Here is a 15782-nt window from a genome sequence, read left to right on the forward strand (position 1 = left end):
GTGAGCGACGAGCCGAACGCGCTGGCCGATGTGTGGACGGACGTCGTATCCGAGCTGACCATCGACGACGGAATGCTGACGAAGAGCCAGAAGGCATGGCTCGCGCTGGTCAAACCGATCACGCTCGCACAGGGATTCGCCCTGCTCTCGGTGCCGTCGACCCTCGCCCAGCAGTCGATCGAACGTGATCTGCGCGAACCCATCCTCCGCACCCTCAACCGGCACCTCGGTCACCGGGTCGAGGGTCTCGGTGTGCGCGTCGAACCGCGGGAACGCGTGGACGACCCCGCCGAGGATCCCTACGCCGAACCCCGCGACACACTGCCTCTCGAGGGTCTCCCCGAAGATGCACAGCCTGTGAATCCGCGCACGGCGGAGGCCCGCAACCGTGACCCGCGCACGGTAGAGCCCCGCAGTCGTGATCTGCGCCGCGATCCTCCGATGCCCCGCGACGGCGTCGGACCGCGCGACGGCGCTGTGACCAGGGATCCTGCAGGATCCGGGGATGCCGTCGCCGCGCGGGACGGGGGATACCAGCGGGACGGAATGTTCCCCGGTGAAGGTGCCTATCGACGTCGCATGATCCCGTCGCGTGATCACGACATGCTCGAGGCGGACCACGGCGAACTCGAGGAGGTCGACGACGACCGGGAGGCGATGACCGCCGTCCGCGAGTCGTGGCCGTCCTATTTCACCCAGCCCCCGCCGCCCGAGACGCCGCCCATCGGTAGCAGCAGCCTCAACGCGAAGTACACCTTCGACACCTTCGTGATCGGTGCGTCGAACCGGTTCGCGCACGCCGCGGCGGTGGCGATCGCCGAGGCACCGGCCCGGGCCTACAACCCGCTGTTCATCTGGGGCGCCTCGGGCCTGGGGAAGACCCATCTGCTGCATGCCGCCGGCCACTATGCACAACGACTCTTCCCGGGCATGCGGGTGAAGTACGTCTCCACCGAGGAGTTCACGAACGACTTCATCAACAGCCTCCGCGACGACCGCAAGGTCGCGTTCAAGCGGCGCTACCGCGAGACCGACATCCTCCTCGTCGACGACATCCAGTTCATCGAAGGCAAGGAAGGTATCCAGGAGGAGTTCTTCCACACTTTCAACACCCTCCACAACGCCAACAAGCAGATCGTCGTCTCGTCCGACCGGCCGCCCAAGCAGCTCGCGACGCTCGAGGAACGACTGCGGACCCGGTTCGAGTGGGGCCTCATCACCGACGTCCAGCCCCCGGAACTCGAGACGCGCATCGCGATCCTGTCGAAGAAGGCGCGCATGGACGGCCTGAACGTGCCGCACGACGTGCTCGAGCTGATCGCGAGCCGGATCGAACGCAACATCCGCGAACTCGAGGGTGCCCTGATCCGTGTGACGGCCTTCGCGTCGCTCAACCGGCAGCCGCTCGATCTCACCCTCGCCGAGGTCGTGCTGCGTGATCTGATGCCGGATTCCTCGGCTCTCGAGATCAACGCCGCCACGATCATGGCCGTGACCGCGGAGTACTTCGGAACGTCGATCGACGACCTGTGCGGGCCCGGAAAGGCACGGCCGCTGGCGCAGGCACGTCAGATTGCGATGTATCTGTGCCGCGAGCTCACCGATCTGTCGCTGCCGAAGATCGGGCAGACCTTCGGTCGTGACCACACCACAGTCATGTACGCGGACAAGAAGATTCGCAAGGAGATGACCGAGCGCCGCAAGGTCTACGACCAGGTGCAGGAGCTCACCGCGCGTATCAAGCAGCGGTCCAAGCGCTGATTCCTCGAGCCTCGAGTTTCCATCCACAGGGAGCGTCCACAGGGCGCTCCCTGTCCTATATCTCGAGAAGTTTCCGGTCCCCACACCTGTGGACAAGGGTGTGCAGAACGTGGGATCTTTGTGGACGAACGGTGGACAAAGAATGAACAGTCTCGAGGAATCCACATTCGTCCTCGAGAACTCCTCGAGTTCATCCTCGAGTTCGACCCCCTCGAGAACGTCGCCCCACCAGCCTAGACGGTCGTTCGTCCACAGATTCCACAGGCCCTATTACTACTTCTGTGAGTTCTCTTCAGAAATCTTCTTTCAAAACAGGTGTGTGGAGAGCGTCGGTCCACAGGCCCTCGAGTGAGGCTCACGCCTCGAGCCTCCCGGCTTTCCAAGCAGCGAGGGAAGGCATAACGTGGACCCGCATCCCCCGGCTCCGCCTCATCGGTGTCGGGGTTCTGTGACAGACTTCGTAGACTTGTCGAGACCACGATCGAAGGGATCCACCGGGCGATGGAGCTGGGAAGTATGAAGTTTCGTGTGCCTCGCGAGGACTTCGCTGATTCCGTTGCATGGGTTGCCCGAAGCCTTCCGTCGCGACCCCCTGTGCCCGTCCTGGGCGGTGTCCTGCTCGGAGCCGACGAGCGCGGGCTGACGGTCTCGGGCTTCGACTACGAGGTATCCGCGCAGGTCCACGTCTCGGCCGAGGTCATCACCCCCGGCCAGGTGCTGGTGTCCGGCAAGCTGCTCGCCGACATCACCCGCGCGTTGCCCCACAAGCCTGTGGATGTCGTGCTCGACGGCACCCGCGTGCTCATCACGTGCGGTAGCGCCAAGTTCTCGCTCCCCACCATGCCTGTGGAGGACTACCCGCAGCTGCCCGAGCTCCCGCAGCAGACCGGTGCGCTGTCCGGCGATCTGTTCGCCGAGGCCATCAGCCAGGTCGCGGTCGCCGCCGGCAAGGACGACACGCTCCCGATGCTCACGGGCATCCGGGTGGAGATCGAGGGCACCGACATGGTGCTCGCGGCCACCGACCGGTTCCGTCTCGCGGTGCGCAAGCTCGAGTGGATGCCCACCGCGGAGTCCACCAGCTCGGCCGTGCTCGTGCCCGCCAAGACCCTCTCCGAGGCCGCGAAAACCGTTGGCGGCTCGTCCAACTCCCCGGTCCAGCTCGCTCTCGGCAGCGGGTCGTCGGTGGGTGCCGAAGGTCTGCTCGGCATCGTCGCCGAGGGTCGCCGCACCACCACGCGCCTGCTCGACGCCGAATTCCCCAAGTTCCGCCAGTTGCTCCCCAACGAGCACACCGCGATGGCGACCGTGGAGATCGCGCCGCTGGTCGACGCGATCAAGCGTGTCGCGCTGGTCGCCGAGCGCGGTGCGCAGGTCCGACTCGAGTTCACCGAGGGCAGCGTGATGTTGTCGGCCGGTGGCGACGACGCCGGCCGCGCCGAGGAATCGCATCCCGCGGAGTTCTTCGGTGAGCCGCTGATCATCGCGTTCAACCCCGGCTACCTGCTCGACGGCCTGACGTCGCTGCACACCGACAAGGTCTCGTTCGGGTTCACCACCTCGAGTCGTCCGGCCGTGCTGCGGCCGGCGCTCGACGAGGAGCCCGTGCCGGATTCCTCGGGTACGTTCGCCGCTCCGGACAGCGATTACACCTATCTGCTGATGCCGGTGCGCCTGCCGGGCTGACCGGCCCCGAGACTGGACCCCCGTGTACGTTCGCACCTTTTCGCTGCGCGACTTCCGATCGTGGAGAACGGTTTCCGTCGACCTCGCTCCGGGGGCGACGGTCTTCGTCGGGCGCAACGGACACGGGAAGACCAACCTGCTCGAGGCCCTCGGATATCTGTCGACGCTGTCGTCGCACCGAGTGTCCTCCGACGGTCCGCTGCTGCGGGCCGGCACGTCGCGGGCGTTCGCCGGGGCGCTGGTCGTCAACAACGGTCGTGAGCTCGGCATCGACATCGAGATCAACGAGGGCAAGCAGAACCGGGCGCGGATCAACCAGTCGCCGGCCCGGCGTCCTCGAGAGATCCTCGGCATCCTCCGCACGGTGCTCTTCGCCCCGGAGGATCTGTCGCTCGTGCGAGGCGACCCGGGTGACCGTCGGCGGTTCCTCGACGAACTGCTCAGCACACGTTTCCCGCGGATGAGCGGGGTGCGGGCCGACTACGACAAGGTGCTGCGTCAACGATCCGCCCTGCTCAAGACGGCGGGTGGAGCACTGCGGCGCGGGAGCCGCTCGAGCGACGGGGCGAGCGCTCTGGCGACCCTCGACGTGTGGGACGGCCATCTCGCCGCCCATGGAGCCGAGTTGCTCGCCGCGCGCATCACGTTGCTGCACGAACTGGCCCCGCACGTCTCCGAGGCGTACCGGTCGATCGCGCCCGAGTCGCGTCCGGCGAGCCTGCGTTATCGCAGCAGCCTCGCCGACGCGCTGCCGCCGGAGTTCTCCGACCCGGCCCGGACACCGGCGCCGGACGACCGGGAGTTTCTCGAGACCGTCTTCCTCCACCGCCTCGCGGAGGTGCGGTCGAAGGAGATCGAACGCGGTGTCTGCCTCGTCGGACCCCACCGCGACGATCTCGACCTGATGCTCGGTGCCGAACCCGCGAAAGGCTATGCGAGCCACGGCGAATCGTGGTCCTTCGCGCTCGCGCTGCGGCTCGGCGCGTTCGCCCTGCTGCGTACCGACGGCACCGACCCGGTCCTCATGCTCGACGACGTCTTCGCCGAACTCGATCGACGACGCCGCTCCGCCCTCGCCGAGGTGGCCGCGACGGCCGAACAGGTGCTGATCACGGCGGCCGTGCCGGAGGACGTGCCGGCCGAGCTGAACGGTGCCCGATTCCCCGTGCATGCCGAGGACACCGAAGATGGTCGTATCTCTGTGCTGGGATCGGTGCAACGGGAGACGGACCCGATCACCGGGGAGGTCGGATGAACGACGAACATGCAGGTCCCGAACGCGGTGCCGAATCGGAGCGCAGTGCGGGCGAGCCGGAGCTGAAGGGCATCGATCTGGCCCGCCGCGCGCTCGAGGAGGCTCGGGCTGCCGCGAAGGCGAGCGGCAAGGCCGTCGGCCAGGGACGCGCGTCGCGTGGCCCGCTGCGCCCGAAACGCCGACGTCGTGGCTGGTCGGGGCCCGGCCCGGACGACCGCGATCCCCAGACCCTCGGGTCGCTCGCGCAGTCGCTGTCCAAGCAGCGGGGCTGGTCGGCGCACGTGTCCGAGGGCACCGTCATGGGAAGCTGGGCGCGGGTCGTCGGCGACGACATCGCGAGCCATGCCCAGCCGACCACACTGCGCGACGGGATCCTGCACGTCTCGGCCGAGTCGACGGCCTGGGCCACGCAGCTGCGGATGATGCAGTCGCAGATCCTCGCCAAGATCGCCGCGGCCGTGGGGCACGGGGTGGTCAAGGAACTGCGGATCACCGGCCCGACGGCGCCGAGCTGGCGGAAGGGCGAACGCCACATCCGCGGCCGCGGACCACGCGACACCTACGGGTGATCCCGGGCTCGCTCCCGGGCCGTACGAGGGGCGAAAATCGGAGCGCGTAGGAAATCACGCTGTCCGGGTCGCAAAGGGGCCGCTACGGGGACGTCAGCGGTGCGGAACGCCCGCTTTCGTGTCCACCCCGGCACAAGGCTCACGGGCACGTAGGATGGACAGGAATGCGTCGCGCGCGTGCGCGGGGCCGATCGGAGAAGGAGAGCTACCCACCCGTGGCTGCCCAGAAGTCGAACAACAACAAGAGTGAGTACGGTGCGTCGTCCATCACCGTCCTCGAGGGTCTCGAGGCGGTGCGCAAGCGCCCCGGTATGTACATCGGTTCCACCGGAGAGCGTGGCCTGCACCACCTGATCTGGGAGGTCGTCGACAACTCCGTCGACGAGGCCATGGCCGGTTACGCGTCGAAGGTGGAGGTCACCCTCCTCGCCGACGGCGGCGTCCAGGTCGTCGACGACGGTCGCGGTATCCCCGTCGGTATGCACGCCTCCGGCGCCCCCACGGTCGAGGTCGTCCTCACCCAGCTCCACGCCGGCGGCAAGTTCGACTCCGATGCCTACGCCGTCTCCGGCGGTCTGCACGGTGTCGGTATCTCCGTGGTGAACGCCCTGTCCACGACCCTCGAGGTCGAGATCGACAACGACGGCTACCACTGGGAGCAGACGTACACCGCCTCGAAGCCGGGCGAGCTCGTCCGCGGCGAGGCCACCAAGCGGACCGGTACCACCGTCCGCTTCTGGCCGGACCCGGAGATCTTCGAGACCACGACGTTCAACTTCGAGACCGTCGCGCGTCGCCTGCAGGAGATGGCGTTCCTCAACAAGGGACTGACCATCACCCTCACCGACGAGCGTGTCGCGCCCGAAGAGGTCACCGACGAGGACGTCCCGGAGACCGCCGAGGCACCGAAGACCGCCGAGGACCAGGCCGTCGAGGCCGCCGAGCCCGAGGTGCACAAGGTCAAGGTCCGCACCTACCACTACCCGGGTGGTCTCGAGGACTACGTGCGCCACATCAACCGCACGAAGACGCCGATCCACAACTCGGTCGTCGGGTTCACCGCCAAGGGCACCGGTCACGAACTCGAGGTCGCGATGCAGTGGAACTCGGGTTACTCCGAATCCGTCCACACCTTCGCCAACACCATCAACACCCACGAGGGCGGCACGCACGAGGAAGGCTTCCGTGCGGCGCTGACCACGGTCGTCAACCGTTACGCGAAGGACAAGAAGCTCCTCAAGGAGAAGGATCCGAACCTCACGGGCGACGACATCCGCGAGGGTCTCGCGGCCATCATCTCCGTCAAGGTCGGTGAGCCGCAGTTCGAGGGCCAGACGAAGACCAAGCTCGGCAACACCGAGGTGAAGTCCTTCGTGCAGAAGGCGTGCAACGAGCACATCTCGCACTGGTTCGAGGCCAACCCGGCCGATGCGAAGACGATCGTCACCAAGGCCGTGTCGTCGGCGCACGCCCGCGTCGCCGCCCGTAAGGCGCGCGAGCTCGTCCGCCGCAAGAGCGCGACCGACATCGGTGGTCTGCCCGGCAAGCTGGCCGACTGCCGGTCGAAGGATCCGAGCAAGTGCGAGATCTACATCGTGGAGGGTGACTCCGCAGGTGGGTCCGCCAAGTCGGGTCGCGACTCGATGTACCAGGCGATCCTTCCGTTGCGCGGCAAGATCATCAACGTCGAGAAGGCCCGTATCGACAAGGTGCTCAAGAACGCCGAGGTCCAGTCGATCATCACGGCGTTCGGTACCGGCATCCACGAAGAGTTCGACATCGCGAAGCTGCGCTATCACAAGATCGTCCTGATGGCCGACGCCGACGTCGACGGTCAGCACATCGCGACGCTGCTGCTCACGCTGCTGTTCCGCTTCATGCGCCCGCTGGTCGAGGAAGGTCACGTCTTCCTGGCGCAGCCGCCGCTGTACAAGCTCAAGTGGCAGCGCAGCGAGCCGGAGTTCGCGTACTCGGACCGTGAGCGCGACGCCCTGCTCGAGGCGGGCCTCGCCGCGGGCAAGAAGATCAACAAGGACGACGGTATCCAGCGTTACAAGGGTCTCGGTGAGATGAACGCCAAGGAACTGTGGGAGACCACGATGGATCCGAGCGTCCGCGTCCTGCGTCAGGTGACCCTCGACGACGCCGCCGCGGCCGACGAGTTGTTCAGCGTCCTCATGGGCGAGGACGTCGCGGCACGACGGAGCTTCATCACCCGTAACGCGAAGGATGTCCGCTTCCTCGACGTCTGATCACGGCCGGCCCCGCCGGAGAACTGCATGCGAATCCCCGCTGTGTCGTACATCACGGCGAGGATTCGCATGTCGTGCGCCCGGAAGTGGGAAGGGCCGTTAGCCTTCTTCGTTACTCGTGAGTACACTCCTATCGGCCATCTGTACGTGTGGCTGCCGACGAGGGGGCCGGGGCAGCGCGGGGGTACGGGAAGAACTCACTCTTCCGTATCCGCTGTATGTCCCGATATGGTGCCCTCACCCGAAACGTCTCGTTCGACTGCACTCGATCGAAAACGCGCTCATCGGAGTGCAGTGCCGACTGGTGTTCGTCGCCCGGCGCGGACGGGGTGGAAGGAGAGCTGTGATCCATGAGTGACAAGTCGCCGCCCCAGCAGCGGTGGTGGAACATCGAGGGGTGGGGTCTTCGCAGGAAGGTCACCGCTGTTCTCGCTGTCCCCGTGACCGTGGCAATGGTCCTCGGTGGTCTTCGGGTCGAGAACGAGCTCAGCAACGCCGTCCACTTCTCGTCCGCAGCCGATCAGGTTGCGGCCGTGCCGGACATCGTCGATTTCTCGACGGCGTTCGCCACCGCCACCGCGGATGCCGCGGTCGGAACGGCGACCCCCGAGGAAATGGCGGCTCTCGGTGACGCTTTCGGCACGATCGCCTCGATCACGGAGAACCCCGAGCTCGATCCCGCCGTGACCGCCGACCTCAGCCGCACCGCCGCCACGGCCCAGTCGCTCTACACGAAGATCCAGGCGGGTCCGGTGCCGATCGAGGAGATCGGTGCCGTCACCAACGAGGTGCGCGACAGCCTCAACCGTATCGTCGAGGCCATCCTCGGCGAGGTCGAGGACCGCGAGATCATCGGTTACGGCGACCAGCTGATCAACGCGTGGTACTCGCAGCGCTACCTCTTCGGTCAGGTTCTCGGTCTGCTCCAGCTGATCGGCGACCCGACCCAGCCCGGCACCGCCCTGGTGTCGGCGTCCGGTGCCGAGCTCGCGATGCTCGATCTGCTCGCCCGCTCCTACCCCATGGCCGACGCGCAGATCGCGGAACTCCGGTCCGGCGTCCAGGAGCGCGCCGACATGGTCGACGCGGCCGGTTCGGGCCCGCTCCCGATTCTCAACCTCCGCGCGTCGTTGCTCAACAGTGTCGACATCTACGGCACCATCATCGAAGAAGCGTCGAACCAGGTCAGCACCACCATTCAGGAACGCGCGGCGGAAACCCGCTCGGCTGCGCTCCGCGATACCGCGATCGTGCTCGCGGCCCTGCTCGCGGCACTCGTGCTCGCACTGCTCGTGTCGCGTTCGCTCGTCGGGCCGATCCGTCGTCTGCGCTACGGCACCCTGAAGGTGGCGCGGCAGGAGCTTCCCGAGGCGATCGACCGCATCAAGGTCGGCGACAACATCGAGGACATCGAGTTCACCCGCGTCCCGGTGCACACCACCGAGGAGATCGGGCAGCTCGCTCGCGCGGTCGACGACATGCACGGGCAGGCTCTGCGCCTCGCCGGCGAGCAGGCCCACCTGCGTCTGCAGATCAGCGACATGTTCGAGACGCTCGCGCGTCGGTCGAAGTCGCTCGTGGAGCAGCAGCTCGGTCTCATCGAACGACTCGAGTACGAGGAGAAGGACCCCGCTCGACTCGAGAGCCTGTTCCGTCTCGACCACCTCGCCGCGCGTATGCGTCGTAACGGCGACAACCTGCTGATTCTCTCCGGTACGCGCATGCGTCGTGGTCACTCCGCGCCCGTTCAGCTCGGCGACATCCTGCGCGCCGCGATGTCGGAGGTCGAGGATTACCAGCGCGTGCAGATCGGCTCGACGCCCGACGGTGCTCTCAGTGGCGCGGTCGCGACCGACATCGTGCACCTCCTGGCCGAGCTGGTCGACAACTCGTTGCGTGCGTCACCGCCCGACAGCAACGTCACCTTCAGCTTCGCGCGTGCCGTCGACGGCGGTCTGCTCGTCGAGATCGCCGACCGCGGTATCGGTATCCCGGCCGACGAACTCGAGGTCATCAACCAGCGTCTCGCCAAGGGCGGCGAGGTCGGTCCCGACACCGCACGCCACATGGGTCTGTTCGTGGTCTCGCGCCTGGCCGAGCGGCACGGTCTCACCGTGCGCCTGCGCCCGACCTTCGACACCGCACGCAACCCGGGTATCACCGCGAGCGTCCACATCCCGGACGTCCTGCTGGTCTCGCCGCTGGCGTTGTCGCACACGGGTCCTCAGCCCCGCATCGAGATCGAGGCGGAGGAGTACTCGGCACCGCCGGCGCTCTCGGCGCCCGTCGCCCAGCAGGGCCTGCCCGCGGCCGACGACCAGCACGAGTACGCGACATCGCAGGCCGGCTCCGTCGACGACGTCCGTGCGGACGAGTCCGAGGATGCCTACGCCGACAACGGTTACGCGAACAACGGCTACGCCGACGATGTCGACGAGAGCGCTTCCGCTGTACGGGATACGGAGCCGTCCTACGAGGACGAGCGACGCGACGAGCCGCAGCGCGAAGCGGGACGGAACGAGTTCGCCCAGTCCGCGCAGTCCGCGTCGTCGTTCCAGGCACCGCCGTCCCGCGAGCCTCAGGGCCCGCCGCCGCGCGACCCGCAGGGACCGTCGCCCCGCGACGATCAGGCACCGTCGCCCCGCGACAATCAGGTACCGCCGGCATCCCGCGAGTTCGGTCCGTCGGGTCTTCCGCAGCGTCGCCCCGGTGGAACCCCGGGCCTGCCCACGCGTCAGCCGGGCGAGACGCCGGGTCTTCCGACTCCGCCCCGGTCGCCGCAGCCGCGCCGGATCGAACCGGATGCCGCAGCAGCCTTCGCGTCGTCACTGCCTCCGCGCGGTCCTCGTCGCGGACCGGACGAGACCAACGGTCACTCGTTCGACGGCCGCAACGGTGATGGACGAAACGGCGACGGCCGCATCGGTGCCGGTCCGCAACCCGACGCCGATCAGGGCCGCCGGGAAGGACTTTCGGGTCTTCCGCAGCGTCGCCCCGGTTCCACACCGGGTCTGCCGCCGACGGATTCCGCACCCACCCGCGACACGCGGCAGGACCAGCCGCAGGGACGGGACGCCCAGCAGGGTTCGGCGCATCGCGCACCGGCCCCGCCGCAGCGACCCGCGTCCCCCGGTCTTCCGCAGCGCCGGCCGGGTGCAACTCCCGGCCTGCCGGGACGGGCTGCCGGATCGTCCCCGTCCGTTCCGCAGAACCGGCTGCAGCAGCAGCCGTCGGCGGGACCGCTCGCAGGTGGCGACTCCGTGGGCCGGCCGGACGCACCGAACCGTCCCGACCTGCCCCAGCGCGCACCCGCGCAGGATGCACAGCGCGCACCCGCGCAGGACGCGGACCGCCGGCAGCAGGAACCCTCGTCGGGTCTCCCGCAGCGCCGTCCGGGCAGCACGCCCGGTCTGCCGCGTCGTCAGCCGGGGAGCACACCGGGGCTTCCGCAGCGACCCGCTGCGGCCACCAACGGTTCCGAACCCGATTCGGCCGCAACGGTCTCCGGTCCGAGCATCGCCGACGGCGGCTCCGTCTCGCCGCACAGCGATGCACAGCAGGCGGCCCGCCATCGTTACCGGACCAACTCGGCGAAGACGGCATCGTTCTTCCAGCCTCGGTCCGACCTCGCGTCGGCCCGTCCGCAGCCGGCGAACACCCCGATCTTCACCACGATGATGTCGGACTGGCTCGTCGACCCGACGAGTCTTCCGGAGGACCGCAGGAAGCGGGAATGGCACTCCGCCGCGGACGCGGGATGGGAAGCCGCACAGCGTGCTACCGAGGCCCCCGTGGAGGAGCACACCACCGCGGGTCTTCCGCGGCGCGCTCCCGGTGAACGTCTGGTGCCGGGTGCCGTTCGGGCACCGGCAACGGGTGAGCTGCCGAGGACCATTCGACGTCGGGACCCGGAAGCCATCCGGGCCAACTTGAGCCGCCATCAGCAGGGTGTCCGCAACGGACGCGCCTCGGCGAATTCCAGCAATCGCGAGAACGACGAACAGGGAGTTCGATGAATATTGATCATGGATCCGACGCAGCTCGTCCATTGGACTGGTTGGTTTCCAACTTCGCGCGCGAAGTCCCGGGTGTCTCGCATGCCGTGCTCGTGTCCGCCGACGGTCTGCTCATGGCCGCCAGCGCCCACCTCCCGGTGGATCGTGCCGAGCAGCTCGCTGCGGTGACCTCGGGTCTGGCCAGCCTGTCCAACGGTGTGTCGCAGCTGTTCGACGGTGGGGGTGTGCTGCAGTCCGTCGTGGAGATGCAGCACGGCTACCTGCTGCTGATGAGCGTCGGCGACGGCTCGCACCTGGCGGCTCTGACCGCCTCCGAGTGCGACATCGGACAGGTCGGTTACGAGATGGCGCTCCTGGTCGATCGAGTGGGTGCTTCGGTCGAAGCCACCCCGCGGGTCGGTCTAGGGTCCTGACGTCGAGGTGGCCATGGAATCGCGGAAGCCGGAGTCGGTGCCGGACCAGCCCAGTCTGGTCCGGCCCTACTCCCTGACTTCGGGACGTACGAGTCCTGCGGTCGAACTGGCGTTGGAGGCGCTCATCCAGGCCATTCCGGGAACCGACGATCGGTCCCGGGATCTGGACAACATCAACGCCACGATCCTGGAGCTGTGCAAGGAATCACCCTCCGTCGCGGAGATCGCCGCGCGCGTGGGGGTGCCGATCGGCGTGGCACGCGTGCTCGTCGCCGATCTCGTCGAAGCCGGACACGTACAGATCCTGGCCACGCTGAAAGACGATTCGAGCGACGCGGAGCGTCGTGAGCTGATTGAAAGGGTCCTCAGTGGACTTCGCGAACTCTAACGCCACGAAGCGCGTGACCTCGACCAAGATCGTGATCGCCGGAGGCTTCGGCGTCGGTAAGACGACTCTGGTCGGGGCGGTGTCGGAAATCGTGCCGCTTCGTACCGAGGCGCTCGTGACGAACGCCAGCGACGGCGTCGACAACCTCTCTGCGACACCGCAGAAGGCGACCACCACGGTCGCCATGGACTTCGGTCGTATCAGTCTGGCCGACGACCTCGTCCTCTATCTGTTCGGCACGCCCGGACAGCACCGCTTCTGGTTCATGTGGGACGACCTGATCCGCGGCGCCATCGGTGCGATCGTGCTGATCGATACGCGTCGCCTGGACGAGAGCTTCGCCGCCGTCGACTTCTTCGAGGCGCGCAATCTCCCGTTCATCGTCGCCATCAACGAATTCGACGATGCTCCCCGGTATCCGCTCGAGGACATCCGTCAGGCGATGGCGATCTCGGCGGACGTGCCGATCGTGTCGATCGACGCGCGCGCACGCGAGTCGGCGAAGCAGGCTCTGGTCACCGTCACCGAATACGCCCTGCGGAAGCTGCACCAGCCGGTGACCCAGTAATGGGGGAGGGCCTCGAACTCTTCACGATGGGCTCGTGGGTCACGGTCCTCGCCTATCTGACCTCGGCGATCGGGGTGTTCGTCGGGGTCACCGGTGCTCGACGGGTCCGCACCACCTCCAGTGACCGATTGCGTTCGTACTGGATGATTCTCGCGGCTCTGGTGAGCGGTGGCGTGGGTGTCTGGCTCGCCATGTTCCTGCCGATGGCAGGCTTCAACGTCGAGGACAGCGTGGTGCGGTTCGACACCGTCACCATCGTGTTCTCGATACTCGTCGCGCTGGTGTCGGTGTACGTGGCGCTGCTCGTCGCGATCCCGAACAACGCTCCCGCCACCCTCGTCCGGACGGTCACGGGTGCTCTCGTGCTGGGCGCCGGCCTCGCGGGCGTGCCGTTCTCGGTCCTCGCAGCGGTGCGGATCCAGGGGTCGCTGACCTTCGATCCGCTCTGGGTCGCCGCAGCGGTGGGGCTGGCGATCGCGACGGCCGTGGGCTTCCTGGCCCAGGTGAAGACCGCGGACACGTGGCCCAAGCGCCTGCTGAGCAGCGCGTTGGCCGGTGCCGCCGTGATCGCGGTGCACTTCCTCGCCGCCGCGTCGGTCCGTGTGGAGATCGACCCCGCCGTGGTGGTTTCCGGTGGGATCGAGGTCTTCTCGATTCTCTTCCCGCTCTTCGTCGTCGGCCTGCTGCTGCTGGCCGTTCCGATCGTCCTGGTGCTCCAGGCTCCGGATCGTCTTGCGGCGGAGCTGGAAGAGGAATCCGAGCGGTGGGCGGCGGACGGCCCGGCAGAACCCGTCGACGGTCGGATCTTCTGAATATCGTCAGAACATGTTGTAAGTCAACATATCTGGTTGAAATCCCGGAAGTGGAGTAACCTTCTGCGCAGCGTCGGGGGTCGCTGTCGGTCTACTCGGCACGACACGGACCGATGCGCCGTGCGTGCCGCTTCCTGGGGGCAACATGTCGCACGAGGTTCACCATTTCTCCATGGGCGGTTGGCTTTTCGCTCTCGCCTACATCACGTCCGCAGTCGGGTGCTATGCCGGTCTGTCCTGTGCGCGCAAGGCTGCGAACGCATGGACGCCGGTCGCCCGGACCCGATGGACACTCATGGCAGCCCTGTCCATCGGGGGCGTCGGAATCTGGTTGATGCACTTCATCGGGATGATGGGTTTCGACGTACCCGGTTCCGCCATCCGTTACGACCTCGGGCTGACGCTGCTGTCGGTCGCGCTCGCCGTGACGGCCACCCTGTTCGGACTGCGGATCCTCGACACCGACGTGCAGTGGATCCGCGCGTTGCCGTCGGACGTCCGGCTCCTCATCGGTGGCGTGATCATGGGCTTCGCCGTCGCCGGCATGCACTACAGCGGTATGGCCGCGGTACGGATCCAGGGCGAACTCGAGCAGGGGCGGTCGTACGTCGCGGCGTCCGTGGCGATCGGTGTCGTCGCATCGATCGTCGCGCTGTGGCTGTCGCGGGTCGCGGAACGGCCCGCCGTGCGGATCCCGGCCGCCGCCGTCATGGGATGTGCCGTGGTGGCACTGCACTACACGGGCATGGCCGGGATCGCGGTGGCCGTCGATCCGTCCGCTCCGAATCCGGAGGGGATGACCATCATGACCCTGTTGTTCCCCGGCTTCATCATCGGCGTCGCGCTGCTCGCGGTGCCGGTCGTGGCTCTGATGGCATCGGCGAGCACTCAGGACCTCGAGCAGGAGCGGGAAGTGGCGACCTGGCTCGGTGGGGACGGCCCCGAGACGGTCTCCCGTCCTCACGGGCGACATGTGAAACGGTGATGTGATGTGAACGCCCACAGTGCGATAAGGTCTCTTACGCTGCTGGACAGTCGGGGTGCAGCTCGCATCGGGTAGGTCGTGGCGCGCGCCCTCCGAGCGCGGTGGTGACAGCGCGCCGCTGTGAGGACCTCACGTGTCGCACGACGTACACCATATCTCCATGGGGATGTGGGTATTCTTCCTCTCCTACGCCACCGCCGTGATGGGCTCCTTCGTCGGATTGTCCTGCGTCCGGCGGTCGCTCGAAGAGCCGCGGCGCAGCGGCAACTGGTGGCTCCTCATGGCGTCGCTGTCCATCGGCGGCGTGGGCATCTGGCTCATGCACTTCATCGGCATGATGGGCTTCTCCGTGCCGGGTACGACCATCCGATACGAACTGGCACCGACGGTCTTCTCCGTCGTGCTCGCCGTCGTCGCGACGCTCGTGGGCCTGCGGATCGCCGACGTGCACGACGTCAGCAAGCACCGTGTACCCGAATCGGTGCGGTTGCTCATCGGTGGTCTGCTGATGGGCGCCGCGGTGAGCATGATGCACTACAGCGGCATGTTCGCCATCCGCATCCGGGGCACGATCTCACACGAGACGGGGTACGTGATCGCATCGGTGATCATCGGCGTCGTCGCCTCCACGGCCGCTCTCGCACTGGCCCGCCGCGCACGGCGTCTCGAGATCCGCGTCGTCGCGGCCTTCGTCATGGGATGCGCGGTCGTGGCACTGCACTACACCGGCATGGCCGGCGTGCGGGTCACCCTCGATCCGAGCATGGCCGCGCCGGAAGGCATGACCGTGATGTCGCTGCTGTTCCCGGCGTTCGTGCTCGGCATCATCGTCCTGGCCGTGCCGATCACCGCGCTGCTGCTCGCCTCCGACCCGGAGGACGCCGTGCGCGACGCCCGGCTCGAGCAGTGGGCGTCGGAGGTGGAACGGCAGGTGGACCGCGACCCGGTCACCGGATCCCACATGTGAGAGCTCGGTTCCGGACGGATCTCGGCATGTGAAGTGCCTGTCCTTCTCGGCATTGTCTGACCTGCACCTATAGACTCGTGTGGTTGCGAGACGTCCGTCGGGCCGAAGGC

General features: G+C 67.4%; 12 protein-coding genes. All 12 read left to right on the top strand.

Annotated elements, in window-relative coordinates; all coding sequences use genetic code 11:
• Window positions 1–72 precede the first annotated feature (72 nt).
• On the top strand, window positions 73–1761 hold the full coding sequence (dnaA, locus tag AC0LPE_RS00005; RefSeq protein ID WP_419957103.1) for a chromosomal replication initiator protein DnaA: 1689 nt from the start codon (window positions 73–75) through the stop codon (window positions 1759–1761).
• 501 nt (window positions 1762–2262) lie between these two features.
• On the top strand, window positions 2263–3447 hold the full coding sequence (gene dnaN, locus AC0LPE_RS00010) for a DNA polymerase III subunit beta (RefSeq protein ID WP_026060921.1): 1185 nt from the start codon (window positions 2263–2265) through the stop codon (window positions 3445–3447).
• Between the two features lie 22 nt (window positions 3448–3469).
• Window positions 3470–4702: a DNA replication/repair protein RecF gene (gene recF, locus AC0LPE_RS00015; RefSeq protein WP_490605372.1), complete on the top strand. Its 1233-nt coding sequence runs from the start codon at window positions 3470–3472 to the stop codon at window positions 4700–4702.
• Entirely contained in the window at window positions 4699–5271 is a 573-nt protein-coding gene (locus tag AC0LPE_RS00020; protein ID WP_016691072.1) for a DUF721 family protein, read from the top strand. The genes recF and AC0LPE_RS00020 overlap by 4 nt, the downstream gene beginning before the upstream one ends.
• 215 nt (window positions 5272–5486) lie before the next feature.
• On the top strand, window positions 5487–7523 hold the full coding sequence (gene gyrB, locus AC0LPE_RS00025) for a DNA topoisomerase (ATP-hydrolyzing) subunit B (RefSeq protein ID WP_423659681.1): 2037 nt from the start codon (window positions 5487–5489) through the stop codon (window positions 7521–7523).
• 350 nt (window positions 7524–7873) lie between these two features.
• Complete coding sequence (locus AC0LPE_RS00030) at window positions 7874–11539, top strand: sensor histidine kinase (protein ID WP_490605373.1); 3666 nt, start codon at window positions 7874–7876, stop codon at window positions 11537–11539.
• Window positions 11536–11952, top strand: a complete 417-nt coding sequence (locus AC0LPE_RS00035) for a roadblock/LC7 domain-containing protein (protein ID WP_006550917.1) — start codon at window positions 11536–11538, stop codon at window positions 11950–11952. The genes AC0LPE_RS00030 and AC0LPE_RS00035 overlap by 4 nt, the downstream gene beginning before the upstream one ends.
• A 13-nt stretch (window positions 11953–11965) precedes the next feature.
• The gene (locus AC0LPE_RS00040; RefSeq protein ID WP_006550918.1) at window positions 11966–12340 is read left to right on the top strand and encodes a DUF742 domain-containing protein; all 375 of its coding nucleotides are present in this window, start codon (window positions 11966–11968) and stop codon (window positions 12338–12340) included.
• Window positions 12341–12353: 13 nt separating this feature from the next.
• Window positions 12354–12908: a GTP-binding protein gene (locus tag AC0LPE_RS00045; RefSeq protein WP_016691076.1), complete on the top strand. Its 555-nt coding sequence runs from the start codon at window positions 12354–12356 to the stop codon at window positions 12906–12908.
• The gene (locus tag AC0LPE_RS00050) at window positions 12908–13720 is read left to right on the top strand and encodes an MHYT domain-containing protein (protein WP_490605374.1); all 813 of its coding nucleotides are present in this window, start codon (window positions 12908–12910) and stop codon (window positions 13718–13720) included. Before AC0LPE_RS00045 ends, AC0LPE_RS00050 begins: the two co-directional genes overlap by 1 nt.
• A gap of 145 nt (window positions 13721–13865) precedes the next feature.
• Window positions 13866–14705 (top strand): MHYT domain-containing protein, encoded by an 840-nt coding sequence (locus tag AC0LPE_RS00055; protein WP_423659676.1) that lies wholly within the window; start codon window positions 13866–13868, stop codon window positions 14703–14705.
• A gap of 160 nt (window positions 14706–14865) precedes the next feature.
• Window positions 14866–15672, top strand: coding sequence for an MHYT domain-containing protein (locus AC0LPE_RS00060; RefSeq protein ID WP_232622078.1), 807 nt, complete (start codon window positions 14866–14868; stop codon window positions 15670–15672).
• Window positions 15673–15782: the final 110 nt, after the last annotated feature.

Source organism: Rhodococcus sp. S3, assembly GCF_058211795.1.